Consider the following 17,384-nt stretch of genomic DNA (forward strand, 5'->3'; position numbering starts at 1 on the left):
GATTAGGAAGAGTAAACAGGGTAGTCAGTATATCCTTTCACGCTACCACCATACAGAGTCGATTGATCGGTGTCCGTTAATGGGTAGCCCGCTTTTAGCCGTTCAGGCAGATCCGGGTTCGCGATAAATGGTCTGCCAAAACCAAATAAGTCACCCCAGCCTTTTTCCAGCATAAGCATGGCTTTCTCCTGAGTGTAACGACCGGAATACATTATTGGTGACTGAAAAGTTTTACGTAAAGCAGTCCGGAAACTTTCCGGCAGGTCCGAGCTGTTATCCCAGTCAGCCTCAGCAATTGACAGATATCCGACGCCAAGTTCACTCAGGATTTCTGCTGCACGGATATAGGTGGTGTGAGGATCACTTTCAACCAGACCCAGATAGACCCGTTCTTCATCAGTACTGGAAAACAGGGGAGCAAAGCGTACGCCGACACGATCACTGCCAAAAACAGAACTGACTGCCTGAACTACTTCACGTAAAAAACGTAGTCTGTTTTCCAGCGAACCACCGTATTCATCACAACGGAAGTTAGTATGTTCAGAAATAAACTGGTTAATCAGATATCCATTGGCCGAGTGGAGTTCTACACCATCGAAACCGGCTTTTTTAGCATTCTCTGCCGCTGTCCGATACAGTTCCACAATCTGTTTAACTTCCTGAGTCGTCAATTCGCGCGGTTGGCTGGGTGATGTCAGAATCCCGGTTCCCGGCCCGGTTTCAATAAAGACTCTCACGTTGGTTGCAGCCGCAGGGGAAGGTGCTACCGGGGCTTGTTTCTCTGGTTGAAGTTCATTATGTGATACGCGACCGACATGCCAGAGCTGACAAAAAATTGTACTTCCTTCCTGATGAACGGCATCGGTCACTCGCTTCCAGCCAGCAATCTGTTGTTCGCTATGGATGCCGGGTGTCCACGCATATCCCTGGCCCCGGGGCTCAATCTGTGTACCCTCGGTGACCATAAATCCTGCACTTGCACGCTGGCGATAGTACTCGACCATCGTATCGCCTGGAATATTTCCCGGCTGATTGCTGCGGCAGCGGGTTAAAGGAGGAAGCGCAATACGGTTACGCAGAGTCAGTGAACCCAGAGATAAAGGGCTGAAAAGAGATGGCATAACAAACGATCCTTAAATGACAAAGTGGTAATATTATATTTAAAGATTTAAATGTGTAAATTGGTAGTTCGTGCTGAACTATGTCATTCGTGTTGTCGTCGATTGAGAACGCTAATTAATAATGTGCGAGTGGTTGCAGGCGTGTGATTTGCCTAATCCGTTATGGCAATAACACACATTGCCGAATGTCATGGGTATAGTTGGTGTGCAGGATACTAAATTAGCGCAATAAACTGATTGAAAGAGTGAAAATACAAATGCACTGCCCTATGTAGCGGTGGATAAACTTATGTTCAGATGATGAAACCGGGTCGGGAAAATCAGGGACCGAAAGTTTGTGTACTTCCTGTCCATGGAGCTGTTGGTCTGAAAACCTCTGAAGAGTGCCTCTGCCATTGAAGCTTTACCCGCTCTGGTTCAGTGCAAGCCCAGATAACCTCATATAATCTGGTCAAAAATAAGGCCGTGGGAATAATTCGTATCCTGCCGGATTATGCTGTTGAAGTGTTTGCAGGACGCTGCCCGGTTCAACCATCAAAACCTGATAATAAAATTATCGGGTAATACGTAACGCATCAACGACCAGTGAAAACGCCGGAGAAAGTTGTTTACGGCTGGGGTAATAAAGATAGTAGCCGGGAAAAGGGTGGCACCAGGACTCAAGTACGCGAACCAGACGGCCTTCGCTGATATGTGAACCACATTCCTGCTCAGGTAAAAAGGCTATTCCCAGCCCGGTCAGCGCAGCGTCCACAATATGCTCAGAAGTATTAAACGTTAGTTGCCCGTTAACCCGTACATTCAACTCATTACCTTCGTGGTCAAATTCCCAGACATAGATTGCACCGGACCGGACCATACGCAGATTGATGCACTGGTGTTCTGTCAGATCATAAGGCGTCTGCGGAGTCGAATGCCGGCTGAAATAATCTGGCGAAGCTACCGCCGCCATCCGTAATTGTGGGCCAATTGGCATCGCTATCATGTCTTTGTCAATCGTATCGCCCAGACGGACTCCTGCATCAAAACGGTCTGCCACAATATCCCGGAATCCGTGATTAGCATCGAACTCGATATGAATATCCGGATATTCCCGCAATAACGGGGTGAGTTTCGGCAGTAAGGTCGTTTTCAGCACATTCGGACCGCAGGTAATTCTCACCGTACCCGCGGGTTTATCCCGAAGTTCGGTGAGCATATCCAGCTCGGCTTCAATCTCGTCGATACGGTGGCCCACTGACTGCAGCAGACGTTCTCCTGCAGCCGTTGGCGATACACTACGGGTAGTGCGGGTGAGCAGGCGGATTTGCATCCGCTCTTCCAGTCCGGAAATAGCCTGGCTAAGTGCCGACTGGGTTACGCCAAGTTGCGCGGCAGCGCGCGTAAAGCTGGATTCCCGCGCCACGGTCACAAAGGAAAGTAAGTCGTTAAGGTTACGTCTGGCCATGACCGTTTTTGTCCTGTTTATTAATTTTACTTATAAGGCTGTTAAGCATTCATTAGCTAGTTTCACCGCTGCCTATTGGTAACAATAATGCGATGAAAAAGCCAACATTATCCGACAGGCGAAACACCCGCAATATACCGTCATTACTGCTGATGCTCATTCTGGCCGGGCTGCTGTTCGCCTTGTATGCAGATATGGCTGCTGGAAATGACCAAAGACCAGGAAAGGAGATACTTATGAAAATTAAACTTATCGTCGACGGAGAGACAGCCACTGCCACATTGTTTGACACGCCGACAGCGCGGGATTTTGCCTCATTATTGCCTCTTAACATAACCCTTGAGGACTATGCCGATATTGAACGCATTAGTGATCTGCCACGCAGATTATCTGTTGCACAGGCTCCGGCGGGTATGACGCCGCAAGCGGGGGATATCACGTTCTACGCGCCCTGGGGTAATCTGGCGATTTTTACCCACGGCAGAGCCTACGCTCGCTCACTGATTCCGTTAGGAAAAATTGATTCAGGTATTGCTGCTCTTGAGCGGCACGGGCCACTGTCAGTGCAAATCAGCGTTTCAGACTGAACAGTTGCACTTTGTAGTGCTGCCAATCCTGTTAATAACACGTTCATTCCTCACACCTTCGTTCCACTGTCCCTGATGGCCCTGAACCAGCCACAGCACGGCATCGTATTATTTTTAAAAAAGAAAGGCGTAAATGGGTAATCATCAAACTGAGATCAGAAACAAAAACAGACAGACTGGGAAACCGCAGGCGCACTGGAGTGGCGTTTTTGCCATGACGTTGTGCGTTTTCTCGCTAATCGCCTCCGAGTTTATGCCGGTCAGCCTGCTGACTCCAATGGCTCACGCACTGAATATTACCGAAGGTATGGCCGGGCAAGGAATCTCTATTTCCGGTGCGTTTGCGGTGGTAACCAGCCTGTTTATTTCCAGGCTGGCTGGCACACTTAACCGTAAGACCCTGTTGCTCGGTCTGACCTGCATTATGGCGCTTTCCGGGGCGGTGATCGCGATGGCGACTAATTACCTGACCTATATGGCGGGGCGGGCCCTGATTGGTATTGTGGTCGGTGGATTCTGGTCGATGTCTGTAGCAACGGCAATGCGTCTGGTTCCTGCACATCGTGTTCCGCTGGCGCTGGCTATATTCAATAGCGGCAATGCGCTGGCTACCGTAGTGGCGGCTCCGTTGGGAAGCTGGCTTGGTGCGGTGATTGGCTGGCGGGGAGCATTCTTCTGCCTGTTACCGGTCGCGCTGATTGCATTTATCTGGCAACTGGTCAGTCTGCCGTCTATGCCGGGAGCCCGACAGGAAGCTGGTTCACGGAATATATTTGCTCTGTTTCGTAGCAGATTAGTCACGCTCGGCATGCTCGGGGTCGGGATTTTCTTTATGGGACAGTTCACGCTTTTCACGTACATCCGGCCTTTTCTGGAGACGGTAACGAAGGTGCATGCTTCAGTGGTGACTATGATTCTGTTGATCATTGGTGTTGCAGGATTTATCGGGACCACGTTAATTGGCAAGGTACTTAAACCCGGTTTCTACCAGACATTAATGGCTATCCCTGTGTTGATGGCCATCACTGCACTGGCACTGATTGCTTTCGGAAGCCAGGTAGCGTTTGTGACGGTATTGCTTGGATTTTGGGGACTTATTTCTACCGCCGCACCGGTTGGATGGTGGGCATGGATTCCACGTACCTTCCCACAGAATGCCGAAGCTGGCGGAGGGCTGATGGTAGCCACCGTGCAACTGTCGATTGCCCTTGGTTCAACAGTAGGTGGCTTGCTTTTCGACCATCACGGTTATCAAAGTACCTTTCTGGCCAGTGCCGTGATGTTAATTATCGCGACTGTACTTATATTCCTGACTTCCCGTGCAGACAATACGGGCAGGTAACAGAATGAATCCTGGCACTGACAGAACGGTATTGCCGTATAAATTCAGTCTGCATATGGAATACAGACCGCTTTTTAACGGGCTTATTAAATAGCCCGCTGTATCAGGTCTGACATTTTATTCAACAGCCCGGGCATTCTTTCTACTGACCATACAGGTGCCCCCCGGGCCTCTGCCCGGTTATCTGTCGGTTGGACTGGTTTCAGCGGTAGCTGATTTTTGGGTCCTGACAATCAGATAAACGGGCGTGAAATTAACTCCAGCCCGGACAATATCAGAAACAACAGAAAGCACTGTCTGAAACGTCTGGCGCTGATACATGCGCGCACCTTTTGTCCAATCCACATTCCCGCCAGCGCCGGGAATATTGAGAGAAAGGATAATGAAAACTGCCCGATTCTGAATGCGTCATTAAGATAAAGCCCGATGGCCAGTGCAATGGTTGACACGGTAAATGACAACCCAAGTGCCTGCACCAGTTCATCTTTACTGAAGCGAAGTGACTGCAGAAAGGGAACTGCCGGCATAACGAACACGCCCGTGGCACCGGTGATTAATCCTGTTATTCCTCCGGTCACCGGTGACAGCCATGTTTCCCGGGTCTGAGAGATCGTGAGGGAAGGCGAAATCAGTGCGAAAGCAGCATAAACAATCAGAGCCACCCCCAGACAAAACGCTGACCAGGCGGGATTCATTCGGGTTATCAGGGGAGAGGCTGCTACCGTGCAAACCAGAATCAACATCATCATCAGCCACAAACGTCTGAAAATCAGTCGCACTGACGGGCCGGTGAAAAGCTGAAGTAAATTAGTGACAAAAGAAGGAATAACCAGCAATGCTGCCGCGACCGGCAGAGGTAAAAACAGACCCAGCAGACCTATTGCTACCGTAGGTAAGCCCATACCAGTCACACCTTTAACAAAACCAGCGAGGATAAAAATAAAGATAAGGCAGAGATACAGTTGTTCGTTCATGACATTTGCTCTGCTAAGGAAAGTTAAGTGATTCAAACACCACTGCGTTAAGTGGACAATCTGGTTTTAGTGCACCATGCTTCGGATAATCCGAAGCGTTAGGTGATTCCTGAATGAGACTGGATCTTTCTGATTTGAAGCTGGTTGTCTGTATTGCTGATGCGGGAAGCATTACCCGGGGTGCCGAACATGCCAGTCTGGCCGTGGGATCGGCCAGCGAGAGGCTGAAAAGCATCGAACAAGACAGCGGGGTGAAACTATTCTTTCGCCATCCAAGGGGCATTAGCCTGACAGAGGCCGGTGAGATACTGGTCGGCCACGCCAGAGAATTACTTGCCCGGCACCAACGACTCAAAACTGAACTCGATGCCTATGCCAAAGGTATCAAAGGTAAGGTCCGGTTATATGCTAATACATCAGCGATGGCCAGTTTTCTGCCGGGTAAGCTGGCAACGTGGCTGTCAGAACATTCTAATGTAACCATCGAGCTGGAAGAGCGAACCAGTGAAGATATTATTAACAGTATTCGTAATGGTATTGCTGAAGCAGGGCTGATATCTGATGCGGTTGATGCCGGTGAGCTTATTCTCGAACCCCTGGCCGATGACAGGCTTGCGCTTATTATCCCTGTCACTCATCCGCTGAAACTGAGAGATAATGCCACACTGTCAGAGGTGATCAGTGAACCTTTTATTGGTCTGTATCCCGGTAATGCGCTACAGGACCATATCAGTGGACATGCCAGAAAAACGGGTAATGCACTCTGTTATCGTATCAGAATGAGCAGTTTTGAAGGCATTTGCGAGATGGTCAGTAATGGGATTGGTGTTGCAGTTATTCCTGTGTCACTTGCTGAGCGCTTTAGTAAAAAATTTCACTACCATATATTGCCACTAAACGATTCGTGGGCACGGCGGCGGATCTGTATTTGCTATAAAACGCCGGATTCACTTAGCCCGGCAATGGCAGAGTTAATCGATTTTCTCAGAATAAAAAATCTATAAGGCTTAAGGTGGTAGCAGGTTAACCTGCTACCACTCAGTGTTAGACAGATTTAGAACAACACCCGTCAACCTTTTCAAAATACTCACCCTGATATGAATGGATGACTCTCAAAAACGATATCAACAGCCCGTTTTTAATAGCGGATACTACGCTGACACCAGGAAAATTAACCCTGCTCATTCACTGTCTCCCCGGCTGAGATACCGCATAAAAGACAGCCATTGCTCAGGACTGGATACAGGGTTCGGGATTTCGGGCAGGTATTTATACTTATGCGCTCCCCTGCAGAGGAGCGCTGCTCTCTTGTCTACAGTTCAGCCACTTCAGCTGACCTGTGGTATGTGGGGAAATCGGTATAACCGCGGGCATCTCCGCCAAAAAAAGTCTCGCGCTGATAGTGTGTCAGTGGCTGGCTGTGACGGATACGTTCCGGCAGATCCGGGTTTGATGTGAACAGCCGGCCAAAGGCAATCAGGTCAGCATCACCACTTTGCAGCATTTTCTCCGCATCCTCCGGTTTGAAACCACCGGCAGCGATAATCGTCCCCGGATAATAAGGGCGGAGATCGTGGCTGGCCACCGGCTCTGCATAATGATCTGCCTGTTTATCTTCCGGGCCAACAATCCGTGGCTCAATAATATGCAGATAAGCCAGTTGATAAGGGACGAGCTGACTCACCAGATAGCGGAAGGTGGTCTGCGGATCACTGTCATGCATATCACCATAAATACCACTGGGTGAAATACGAACGGCTACCCGGCCGGGGCCCCACACTTCAGTCAGTGCCGCAACCGATTCCAGCAGAAAGCGAGCACGATTTTCAAGGCTGCCACCATAGTTATCGGTACGCAGATTACTGCCATCCAGCAGGAACTGTTCAGGCAGATAACCATTCGCTGCATGGAGTTCAACACCATCAAAGCCGGCATCTTTCGCCCGTACTGCAGCCTGGCGCAATTCAGTTATCAGTCGCTGAATTTCGGCGGTTTCCAGTGCTCGCGGCTGTGGGAATAGCTTGGCCGCCTTGTTCATTTCTCACCACTCCGTAGGTTTCTCTGGCTGTCAGTGCGGAAGGGCCCACAGGTTGCTGACCTCCGGACAGTTCCGGCAGTGACTGACGGCCCGGATGCCAGAGTTGTAAAATAATCTGGCTCCCCCGGGCATGAACGGCTTCTGTCAGTCGTTGCCAGCCGGCCTGTTGCTGGTCGGTAAAAATGCCAGGGGCATCCTGATAAGCATTTGCGTAAGGCGACACCGCGGTAGCTTCGGCAATCAGCAGCCCGCCCTGACTGGCCCGTTGACGGTAGTATTCCGTCATCAGTTGACCGGGAACTCCTCCCGGCTCTGTTCTCATGCGGGTCGCGGGGGCCATGACAACGCGGTGTTCGAGCTGTAATTTTCCGGCAATGGCGGCTGATAGTAATTTTTTCATTATTAATACTCCGTAACTCAGCGGTGATCGTGTATGCCGCGGTCACCGGTGAATGATTTAGGTTCGGTGGTTTTCGCGTTTATTGTTGCGCCATAGTACGGGCAACCTGAGCCGCGCTGATTCCTTCCAGCGCCAGGCCATAACCAATACCTTCGTCTAACAATCGTTTCAGACGCTGTGTCAGTGCAATGCGGGTATAGCGTGAGGTGAGTGGCGGAAGGGCAGCAATCCCATCGGCGATTTCATGGGCACGGGCCAACAGATGGTCGGCGGGAACAATTTCATTAACCACTCCCCACTCTTTGGCGGTCTGTGCATCCAGTTTCTGGCGGGTCAGCAGAAAATAACGACCACGAACAGAACCAATCACTTCCGGCCACAGGATGTGTACACCGTCGCCTGGTACTATCCCGAACTCAAAGTGAGGTTTGTCCTGAAACACTGTTTCCGGCGTGGCCAGGATGATATCGTTCAGAAGGGCATATTCACTGTGCAGCAGCACAGGGCCATTGAGTGCAGTGATCATTGGTATTTCAATATCGAGAATGTTGCTGAGCACTTTCCGGCCTTCACGCAGAATTTTGTCGAATCCTGTAGGGGTGAAAAAGTCAAAACCTTCCGGACTGATGGCGTCCATAAAGGCATCACCGGAACCGGTCAGAATCACAACGCGGTTATCACGGTCTTCGCCAATGGCATGAAACAATTCAACAAACTGTTGGTGGGTGTGACCGTCGAACACCAGCTTTTCACCATCGGTGTTGAATTTAACTTCCAGTACCCCGTTTTCTTTGCGGGTCAGACGGGCGTTCGGGAATGCGTTGCGGTAGGTTTCAAATGCTGACATAGCGATATTCCTCAGGATGGCCAGACAGGATTGGCTGGGTGTGGAATCACAATATTCCATTCCTGCTTAAATGGGATCGCCTTCAAAACGGATAATATCTATTCCGTGGTGGAATAATTGTGTGGCGGTAAACTACTCCGGCAACTTTGTAGTAGTCGATCTGAATCACTGTACCCGGTTAGGCGGCCAGTTGCTGAATCCGGCAGCTTATCCCGGGAACGACTGGACAGCGTATGCCGCACTGACAAGGGGCACCACTGTCGCCCATGGGGATGTGGTGTTTATCTCCGGCGGTGCCGGCGCGATCGGTTCGATGGCCGGGCAAATCGCCCGTAAGCTGGGGGCGGGCAGGGTGACTGGCAGTACCGGAAGCCAGCGGAAGGCAGAGTGGATGAAACAGGAACTGGGCTATGATGAGGTGATAATCCGTGGCGAAGGGAGTATCAGCGAACAATTGCAGCGCTATGCGCCAGGGGGCATTGATCTGTTTGTTGATATTGTCGGAGGCGAACAACTGGCCGCTGCTGTCTCACAAAGCCGCGAAGGGGCCAGACTGGTTCTGCCTGGCGCATTATCTGCCGGGCTTGCCGAAGGGACTTCAACGAAGTATGCCCCGGTTGAAATTGATTCGTTTGAACTGATAGTCAAAGGTGTCACGATGCGCGGTTACAGTGCGGATCAACATCCGGAAGCGTTCAGTGAATGGCTGGAATGCCTGACACAGCCGTTATGGTCAGATATTCGTTTTCCTCAGACCTGTTTTAACGGGCTGGAATCTGCTCCACAGGCATTGAATGAAACCTGTAGTGGAAAAGCCCGGTGTCTGGTGCTGGTTAAACTGTAACTGAATCGAAAACCATCAGTAAAAACTGATACCGGGCAGGCAGAATGGGACCCGCTAACGTCCGGTTTTTTTGCAGCTTTTTCCTAAACAATAACGCCCGATTTGAAACCTCACAGGTTTAGCCTATGCTTTATAGGTGGGTGATTATTAAGGTGTTTGTGTTTTAAGGAAAAAAGATGCTAAAAATAAAACGTAAAAAAGTTAAACCAATGCGGCTGAAGGACGTCACGATTATCGATGACGCCAGGCTAAAAAAAGCCATAACAGCTGCGGCATTGGGTAATGCCATGGAGTGGTTTGACTTTGGTGTGTATGGATATGTTGCGACAGTTTTAGGTAAAGTATTTTTCCCTAATGCATCTCCTGCTATTCAGATTATCGCTGCGTTAGGGACGTTCTCTGTACCCTTTATCATTCGTCCGTTGGGAGGAATGTTCTTTGGGGTACTGGGCGATAAATATGGACGACAAAAAATACTGGCGACCACCATTGTTCTGATGACCCTCAGTACCTTCTGTATTGGTTTAATTCCCTCCTATGCCACTATCGGATTCTGGGCACCGGTACTTCTTTTGATAGCTAAGATGGTGCAGGGGTTTTCTGTGGGGGGCGAGTATACCGGTGCGTCGATCTTCGTGGCCGAATATTCCCCGGACCGAAAACGTGGCTTTATGGGCAGCTGGCTGGATTTTGGGTCGCTGGTCGGGTTTGTGTGTGGTGCAGGGATTGTGGTACTGCTTACCACTATGCTGGGGCAGGAAACCTTTAATGAATGGGGCTGGCGAATTCCGTTCTTCCTTGCATTACCGCTGGGTTTAATTGGCCTTTATCTGCGTAATGCTCTGGAAGAGACTCCGGCATTCCAGAAACATGTGGATTCGCTGGAAGAAGGTTCCAAACAGGGGCTGAGCGAAGGTCCGTCAGTACCATTTAAAGAAGTAGCTCGCAAACACTGGCGTAACCTGGTCTCCTGTATCGGTATCGTCATTACCACCAACGTTGCGTACTACATGTTGCTGACCTACGTACCAAGCTATCTGACTCACGATCTGCATTACTCTGAAGACCGGGGTGTGCTGATTATCGTGGTTATTATGCTGGCAATGTTGTTTGTACAGCCGGTGATGGGTCTGCTTAGCGATAAGTTCGGTCGTCGTCCGTTTATCGTTATCGGTAGCATTGCGATGGTGGTCTTCTCGATTCCGTCATTTATGCTGATTACACACAACAGTCTGCCTGCGTTATTTTTCGGGCTGTTGATTCAGGCGGTGATTCTAAACTGTCTGATTGGGGTGATGGCAGCGACTCTGCCGGCTCTGTTCCCGACAGAGGTCCGCTACAGTGCATTGGCCAGTACCTACAATATCTCTATCCTGGTGGCGGGTATTACCCCGACTCTGACCGCCTGGCTGGTGGAGGTAAGTGGCAATCTGTATATGCCTGCCTTTTACCTGATGGTAGTGGGTGTTATTGGGGTGGTCACCGGTATTTCGATGCGTGAAACCGCCAATAAACCGCTGTATGGCGGCACTCCGGCAGCCTCCTCGCTGGAAGAAGCGAAAGAACTGTTGCAGGAACACCATGACGGTATTGAACAGCGAATTGAAGATATTGATGAGCAGATTGAAGAGCTGCAGGCTAAACGCCGTAACTTAGTTGACCAGCATCCGGATATCACTAATTAAACTCAGTGAACCGTTAAATTAAATAAACCGCTATCTCCGGATGGCGGTTTTTTTATTTCTTCCATCTCAAATTTCCTCTGTTCAGCGAGCTCTGTTGGTACAAACAATCACGGAGAAGATGGTGTTTCCACAGTGCTGAAATGCTGGCGGCTGGCCCGGTTAATGCTATCTGAGATACACTACAGCCTTTGAGTTAGCATAAAGCAGGACAGTAAACATGACCGTTTCAATCGGAATTCTGGCTGGCATGGGGCCACGTTCAACCGCGCCATTTATTGATATGTTGATCTCGGAATGCCAGTCTCAGTATGCAGCGTGTTTTGATATGGATTTTCCTCGCATGCATATCATTTCATTGCCGACACCGTTCTGGCCAGGTAAACAGATTGATGATCAGGCGATGATTGCTGCCTTACGCTCAGGAATAAATGAGCTGGTCCGGGCCGGAGTCAGTTTTATTGCAGTGCCATGTAATCTGGCACATAACTATTTCAACGAAATGGAACAGGCGGCCGGGGATATCCCGCTGCTGCATATTGCCGGAAGTGCCGTTCAACAGATACCGCATCAGGTGAACAGTGTCACATTGCTGGCGACAGAACCGACGCTGGAGGCTGGCTACTGGCAACAAAAATTGCAGGCTGCCGGCAAACAACTTTTTGATACCCCGCAACTCCGTAAACTGACGACTACACTGATCAGCACGATTAAACAGCAGGGTTACCAGAGTGACGCCGTTTGCGAACTTTGGCATCAGATCACCGGGCTGATTGCGGAAAACAACAGCGGCGCCGTGTTGATAGCCTGTACTGATATCAGTCCGTTGCTGGATAGCGGCGACTATCCGTTTGTTACTGTCGACAGCGCAGCCAGCCTGGCGCAGGATGTGATCCGACACTATCTGCACCTGCGCGAGATCACGGCAAACCCGGTCTGATCCATCCTGCTGGCCTCTGGCTACCAACAAGAAGGGCAGGTGTTAGCCAAAATATTCAGTGATTTCACGGATAAATAGCTGACAACGACTCTCTTTAATCCTCTGCGGATCGCAGAGGAGATTGAGTGGACGTTCCGGAATCGGGTAATTTTGCAGTATCGGAATTAACTCTCCCCGCTGTAGTGGCAACTCAAGCCCTTTTTCATAGCCTATCAGTATTCCGTTGCCTTTCAGGGCTGCTTCCAGTATCGCTCCCCAGTCATTAATAACCAGTGGACCATTTACAGAGACCTGAATTATTTGCTGCTCACAGGTAAATGGCCACTGGCCGGCTAATCCTGCAGGCCAGGGTGAGAAACCAATACAGTCATGATGTTGTAAATCTTCCGGATGTTCCGGTATCCCACGGCGGCTCAGATAATCTGGTGATGCACAGGCGATAAACCGGTACGGAGGCAGAGGCCTGGCAATATAACGCAGGTTTTTATCCGGTTCTCCAATACGAAACACAAAATCGAAGTATTCCGCGGCGGGATTAATAATTCCGTCACTCAGTGTCAGTTCAACCTTCATCTGCGGGTAACGTCGCAGGAACTGGCTGACAAAACCGACCAGGCTGTAGCGGCCAAATGAGACCGGAGCATTAATCCGTAATGTTCCGGAAGGGATGTTGGAATGACCGCTGGCTTCATTGTCTGCCTGGTTAACCGCATCAATTATCGCTTCGCAGCGTTTCAGATACTGCTCTCCTGCCGGCGTCAGGCTTTGCGAGCGGGTTGTCCGGTTCAGCAATCGTGCAGATAACTGATGTTCCAGGGCCGTAATATGTCGTGCAACCATCTGCGGCGATATTCCCAGTTTATCAGCGGCAAAGACGAATGAACCTCCCCGTGCAGCTGCCACAAAGGTTCTCATACTGGTGAGTTTATCGGGCATTAAACACTCCTGATTGTTTCTGAAGTTTATATATGGCTATTTTAAATACTCATGGTGGTTATTATGCTGAATTTTTTGCAAAGCCACAGAGGAATAATCAATGAACATTTATCTGGTTACGATGGAACACCCTGAAGGTCCTGAATGGAATACATTTGTTCGTGAGCATGTGTTGTACCTGAAACAGTTGATCCGCAACGGGAGTCTGATAGCTTCAGGGCCACTGAAAAATACCCCGCTCAGGGCCGGATTTTTAATATTTCGGGCAGAGGATATCCAACAGGTAAATGCATTAGTTAATGCCGACCCGTTTGCGCGTGAAAACCTGATAGTAAACCTGGAAATACAGCAGTGGGACCCACTCTTTGGTCAACTGAGCAATATATCCAGCCGACAGACTGTGAGTGATTTACAGGATTTAATTGACTAAGCCCGGACGGGGGACAGGTTACTGGTTTATAAATGAGCCTGGCCCTGATAAACAGAGAACCACAGACCGGATTATTGTGATTAATTCTGCCAAAACCCGGATAAACGGTTAAAGTGTGAACTCTTCCGGCACCGACCGGTGAGTCAGTCAGGCATCGTCCAAAACTGACATCTCAGGATGATTCAAGGAGCATACGATGAACGATGCTGTCAGATTTGGTCGAATCGCTGCCGTACTGGCGGTGAGAAATATTCAGCGTGCAGAGCAGTTCTATACTTACGGGCTGAATTTTGAAGCAGTATTTAAAAACGGTAATCCTACCGGTTTCATGATTCTTAAGCGCGATGACGCTGAGTTGCACCTCACACTTCAGCCGTTTCATAAAGCCGCCGCCTATCCGGTCGCGCATCTGTTGGTGGATGACGCAGAAGCCTTTTTTGAACGTTGTCGTCAGGCCGGAGCAAAAATCATTAAAGGGATACAGGATAAAGACTATGGCCTGAGAGCCTTTGTATTTGCTGACCACGACGGTAACCGTATCGATGTCGGACAAATTCTGTCTGAATAACGGTGTTAAGCAGGCAGACGACGGGTTGCAATAAGTCCGTCTGCCTGTTGTTGTGGGCAGTTAACGACGGATGGCAGCAAATACTTCACTGACAGCTTTCGCGCCGGGATCGATATGGCCCTGCAGACTGTCGGCATTCAGATAAGCAGAACGCCCGGCACCCGCCTTGCTCATTTCTGCGGTGGATTCCGCGCCTTTTTGCGCGGCAGCCACTACATCAGACCAGTTTTTATCCTCAGCCATCGCTTCAAAAGCTGGTTGCAGTGCATCAATCATCGTCCGGTCACCAGGACGGGCACCACCATACTCCTTCATCTGTTCCAGCCCTTTAAGAAAGGCTTTACCGGGATTTTGTTGCGGATCATAGCCTTCTGCGGCAGCGGTAAACAGCAGAGATAATAATACTCCGCCTGAGCCACCCATTGGCGTGGTGATGCTTTCTCCCAGCCAGCCTAACAAGGCCGCCGGCTCATTGAGCGGTAATCTGCCATCCTGCAGCGCTTTGAGGACATATCTGGCACCTGTAGCCAGCGTGCTACCTGTGTCTCCGTCGCCAACATGGCTGTCGAGGGTATTAAGCGCTTGTTCATTATCAATCAGTGCCTGGCAGGCTGACTCAAGTAACGCCGCAGTACCGGCATTGTCCGAAGGCGTAACGGCGGTATTTTCCGGCAGAGCCTCAGCCTGCTGCCAGTGCATTTCGGCGGGTGGGTAGAGCGGGGACCACCCGGAAACGGCGACCGGTGCCTGTAACGCCTCTTCGAGTTGCTCATTCAGAGGCAGGACAGTCAGTGATACTCCCTTCATATCCAGGGCGCTGACCAGGGTTGCAGGGCCCTGCAGCAAACGAACCCGTTTTCCTAACGGTGAAGCCAGCAGGTGCTGGCTGAGCAGTGCCAGTTCCAGTACCGAGAATCCGCCGAGGTTATTGATCATCAATAATAAATCTGATTTATCGCCAATGTGTTGCAACAGGACCTTGGTTATTTGTTCGCAAATATCACGGCTGTTCTGAGTGTCCAGTGTCGCTACACCATGTTCACCATGAATGCCCATCCCCAGTTCACTCTTACCAGCCGGTAATCTGTCGCTGTTTTCAGCCCCGGGCAGGTGACATGAAGAGAGTGCAACACCTATTGTCGCCATCTGTTTCAGGGCTGAACGGGTTTGGCTGGCAACATCCTGTAAGGATAACCCCTGACTGGCGGCATAACCGGCAATCTTATGGGCTAAAATAGTGCCTGACAGGCCGCGTGGCCGGGGATTGTCAGGCAATGCAATATCATCTTCTACCAGAACAGTTTCTACCTTGTAACCCAACGCTCTGGCTTTTTCTGCTGCCAGGCCGAAATTCAGGCGATCACCGGTGTAGTTTTTTACAATCAACAGGCAGCCAGCCTCGCCGGTGACATTAATAATTGCACTGAGCACGGCATCGACACCCGGCGATGCAAAAATGTCGCCGCAGATTGCTCCGGTCAGCATGCCTTTACCCACAAATCCGGCATGCATCGGTTCGTGACCGGAACCGCCACCAGATAACAACGCAACCTGTTTTTTATCCCAGTCATTGCGCACTACCACACGCAATCCCGCATTGGTTTTCAGTCGGGTCAGGTTTCCATGTGGACTGGTACGGATAATACCTTCAATTACTTGATCAATAAGGTTTTCTTTACTGTCATAGAAAAAATGACTCATCGAAATCACTCCCTAATCAGATAAACTGTGACCCTAATTGTGAGCCAGTTTATCTCAGGCAATGGCCTGGCGACCGATTAGTGTGATCTTCATCACAAATAAATCCTGATCTTTAGCGGATGGCAAATAACGTATCCGGACAGCGGACAGTACGTCTGTAGTCAGAGTGTTCTGCCATGATGCCCGAAACCAACGGTCGCAGAGGGTGTTATCAACAAGACAGGGATAAAATCTGCCCCTTAATCATCCCGGCAGACGATATGAATTTTATTGCCGTCCGGATCTCTGAAATAGGCACCATAATAGTTATCACCGTAATTTTTGCGCAATCCCGGTTCACCTTCAGAACTGCCACCCAGAGATAGTGCAGCCTGAAAGGCTTTATCGACGGCATCAGGCGTGGGGGCAAGAAAAGCCACCATACTGCCATTACCGGCAGTGGCCGCTGCGCCGTTAAATGGCAGATAAGTGTAGAAGCGGGGCAGATTGTGATCCGGGTGAATCCAGCATAGTGATGCCGGTCCACCATCCGGAATAACTGGCCGGTTAATCAATCCTAACGGGCTGAGAACGGCATCATAAAAACGACCTGCTGTTTCAAGATCACTGACTCCGACTGTAATATGACTGAACATAAAACCTCGCTGAATGATTTATCTGAAACTGAATTTGAGTCTTTTGCTTCCACAGCCAAACCGGCTCCTGAACCAGACAAGAGCTGCACAGAGAATGCTGATTAGCCTGCAGAACAGATATTAGTTATGATCCGCCGCCTGAAAGGGAGTGAACCGGATGATTTCTGAAATTAATGATACCTTTATTGCGCCACTTTGTGAGCAACAGATAGAAATTCTTTATCAGGATGAGTTTCTGTTACTGATAAATAAACCTTCGGGTCTGCTTAGCCTGTCGGGGAAAAATCCGCAAAACCTGGATTCGGTACATTACCGGCTGGTGCAGGAGTATCCTGACTGTACTCTGGTGCACCGGCTGGATTTTGGGACTTCCGGGCTGATGGTGATTGCGCTGAATAAGAGAGTTAATGCATTACTCTGCCAGCAATTCAGTCAGCGTAGTGTGACTAAAGAATACCAGGCACTGGTATGCGGGCACACGGAACAAAACTCTGGCACCATTGATGCAGCCATTACCAAAGACCCGGCATTATTTCCGCGCATGAGTATCTGTCCGGAAACAGGCAAATCTGCCCGTTCGGGATACCGGCTCTTGCAGCGGGAGTTTTATACTACGCCGGACAATATCCGGTTACCGGTGACCCGGTTGCGATTATTACCCGAAACGGGGCGGACTCATCAGTTGCGTATTCATTGTCAGCATCTGGGGCACCCAATTTTAGGCTGCGATTTGTATGGCGGAAAAGAGTGGCCGGGCACAGCAGAAATTCCACGACTAATGTTACATGCCAGTGAACTGCACTTTGTTCATCCCGTCACTTTACAGCCGATCGCTGCCCGTAGCATGGTACCCTTCTGACCAGGCCTTAAGTGGCCTGATCAGATGATATGC

General features: G+C 50.0%; 18 protein-coding genes. 9 read left to right on the forward strand and 9 right to left on the reverse strand.

Annotated elements, in window-relative coordinates; genetic code table 11:
• Positions 1–2: 2 nt before the first annotated feature.
• Together A7K98_RS07830 and A7K98_RS07835 are read right to left on the reverse strand one after the other, a co-directional pair.
• Entirely contained in the window at positions 3–1,121 is a 1,119-nt protein-coding gene (locus A7K98_RS07830; protein WP_087488043.1) for an alkene reductase, read from the reverse strand.
• Positions 1,122–1,674: 553 nt separating this feature from the next.
• On the reverse strand, positions 1,675–2,568 hold the full coding sequence (locus tag A7K98_RS07835) for a LysR family transcriptional regulator (protein WP_087488044.1): 894 nt from the start codon (positions 2,566–2,568) through the stop codon (positions 1,675–1,677).
• 236 nt (positions 2,569–2,804) lie between these two features.
• Between A7K98_RS07835 and A7K98_RS07840 the strand changes: the two genes are divergently transcribed.
• Positions 2,805–3,155 (forward strand): cyclophilin-like fold protein, encoded by a 351-nt coding sequence (locus A7K98_RS07840; RefSeq protein ID WP_087490417.1) that lies wholly within the window; start codon positions 2,805–2,807, stop codon positions 3,153–3,155.
• A 133-nt stretch (positions 3,156–3,288) separates the two neighbouring features.
• Positions 3,289–4,497: an MFS transporter gene (locus A7K98_RS07845; protein WP_087488045.1), complete on the forward strand. Its 1,209-nt coding sequence runs from the start codon at positions 3,289–3,291 to the stop codon at positions 4,495–4,497.
• A gap of 233 nt (positions 4,498–4,730) precedes the next feature.
• Here the strand turns inward: A7K98_RS07845 and A7K98_RS07850 are convergent, their stop codons facing one another.
• Positions 4,731–5,471 (reverse strand): sulfite exporter TauE/SafE family protein, encoded by a 741-nt coding sequence (locus A7K98_RS07850; RefSeq protein WP_087488046.1) that lies wholly within the window; start codon positions 5,469–5,471, stop codon positions 4,731–4,733.
• Between the two features lie 113 nt (positions 5,472–5,584).
• Here A7K98_RS07850 and A7K98_RS07855 point away from each other — a divergent pair, with 113 nt between their 5' ends.
• Complete coding sequence (locus A7K98_RS07855) at positions 5,585–6,475, forward strand: LysR family transcriptional regulator (protein WP_087488047.1); 891 nt, start codon at positions 5,585–5,587, stop codon at positions 6,473–6,475.
• A gap of 308 nt (positions 6,476–6,783) precedes the next feature.
• Here A7K98_RS07855 and A7K98_RS07860 read toward each other — a convergent pair whose 3' ends face one another.
• The 3 genes from A7K98_RS07860 to A7K98_RS07865 all read right to left on the reverse strand — a co-directional run bounded on the left by A7K98_RS07860 (position 6,784) and on the right by A7K98_RS07865 (position 8,756).
• Positions 6,784–7,509 carry an oxidoreductase gene (locus tag A7K98_RS07860; protein WP_250638353.1) on the reverse strand — a complete coding sequence of 242 codons (726 nt, stop codon included), beginning with the start codon at positions 7,507–7,509 and terminating at the stop codon, positions 6,784–6,786.
• Positions 7,436–7,909 carry an oxidoreductase gene (locus A7K98_RS21640; protein WP_250638354.1) on the reverse strand — a complete coding sequence of 158 codons (474 nt, stop codon included), beginning with the start codon at positions 7,907–7,909 and terminating at the stop codon, positions 7,436–7,438. Before A7K98_RS21640 ends, A7K98_RS07860 begins: the two co-directional genes overlap by 74 nt.
• 79 nt (positions 7,910–7,988) lie before the next feature.
• A complete protein-coding gene (locus A7K98_RS07865) occupies positions 7,989–8,756 on the reverse strand; it encodes an enoyl-CoA hydratase/isomerase family protein (RefSeq protein ID WP_087488048.1) in 768 nt (255 codons plus the stop codon).
• 121 nt (positions 8,757–8,877) lie between these two features.
• On the opposite strand from A7K98_RS07865, the gene A7K98_RS07870 reads away from it, so the two are divergent.
• The 3 genes from A7K98_RS07870 (at position 8,878) to A7K98_RS07880 (ending at position 12,222) form a co-directional block, all read left to right on the forward strand.
• A complete protein-coding gene (locus tag A7K98_RS07870; RefSeq protein WP_232461605.1) occupies positions 8,878–9,600 on the forward strand; it encodes a zinc-binding dehydrogenase in 723 nt (240 codons plus the stop codon).
• 176 nt (positions 9,601–9,776) lie between these two features.
• A complete protein-coding gene (gene proP / locus A7K98_RS07875) occupies positions 9,777–11,285 on the forward strand; it encodes a glycine betaine/L-proline transporter ProP (RefSeq protein WP_087488050.1) in 1,509 nt (502 codons plus the stop codon).
• 217 nt (positions 11,286–11,502) lie between these two features.
• Positions 11,503–12,222 (forward strand): aspartate/glutamate racemase family protein, encoded by a 720-nt coding sequence (locus tag A7K98_RS07880; protein WP_087488051.1) that lies wholly within the window; start codon positions 11,503–11,505, stop codon positions 12,220–12,222.
• 42 nt (positions 12,223–12,264) lie between these two features.
• Here the strand turns inward: A7K98_RS07880 and A7K98_RS07885 are convergent, their stop codons facing one another.
• On the reverse strand, positions 12,265–13,158 hold the full coding sequence (locus tag A7K98_RS07885; RefSeq protein ID WP_087488052.1) for a LysR family transcriptional regulator: 894 nt from the start codon (positions 13,156–13,158) through the stop codon (positions 12,265–12,267).
• Between the two features lie 100 nt (positions 13,159–13,258).
• Between A7K98_RS07885 and A7K98_RS07890 the strand changes: the two genes are divergently transcribed.
• Both A7K98_RS07890 and A7K98_RS07895 read left to right on the forward strand, forming a co-directional pair.
• Positions 13,259–13,588, forward strand: coding sequence for a YciI family protein (locus A7K98_RS07890; RefSeq protein WP_087488053.1), 330 nt, complete (start codon positions 13,259–13,261; stop codon positions 13,586–13,588).
• Between the two features lie 196 nt (positions 13,589–13,784).
• The gene (locus tag A7K98_RS07895) at positions 13,785–14,156 is read left to right on the forward strand and encodes a VOC family protein (RefSeq protein WP_087488054.1); all 372 of its coding nucleotides are present in this window, start codon (positions 13,785–13,787) and stop codon (positions 14,154–14,156) included.
• Positions 14,157–14,216: 60 nt separating this feature from the next.
• Here A7K98_RS07895 and A7K98_RS07900 read toward each other — a convergent pair whose 3' ends face one another.
• Entirely contained in the window at positions 14,217–15,857 is a 1,641-nt protein-coding gene (locus tag A7K98_RS07900) for a dihydroxyacetone kinase subunit DhaK (protein ID WP_087488055.1), read from the reverse strand.
• A 239-nt stretch (positions 15,858–16,096) separates the two neighbouring features.
• Entirely contained in the window at positions 16,097–16,492 is a 396-nt protein-coding gene (locus tag A7K98_RS07905; RefSeq protein ID WP_087488056.1) for a VOC family protein, read from the reverse strand.
• 160 nt (positions 16,493–16,652) lie between these two features.
• On the opposite strand from A7K98_RS07905, the gene A7K98_RS07910 reads away from it, so the two are divergent.
• Positions 16,653–17,351 (forward strand): RluA family pseudouridine synthase, encoded by a 699-nt coding sequence (locus A7K98_RS07910; RefSeq protein ID WP_087490418.1) that lies wholly within the window; start codon positions 16,653–16,655, stop codon positions 17,349–17,351.
• Positions 17,352–17,384: the final 33 nt, after the last annotated feature.

It is taken from the genome of Tatumella citrea (genome assembly GCF_002163585.1).
Lineage (GTDB): Bacteria > Pseudomonadota > Gammaproteobacteria > Enterobacterales > Enterobacteriaceae > Tatumella > Tatumella citrea.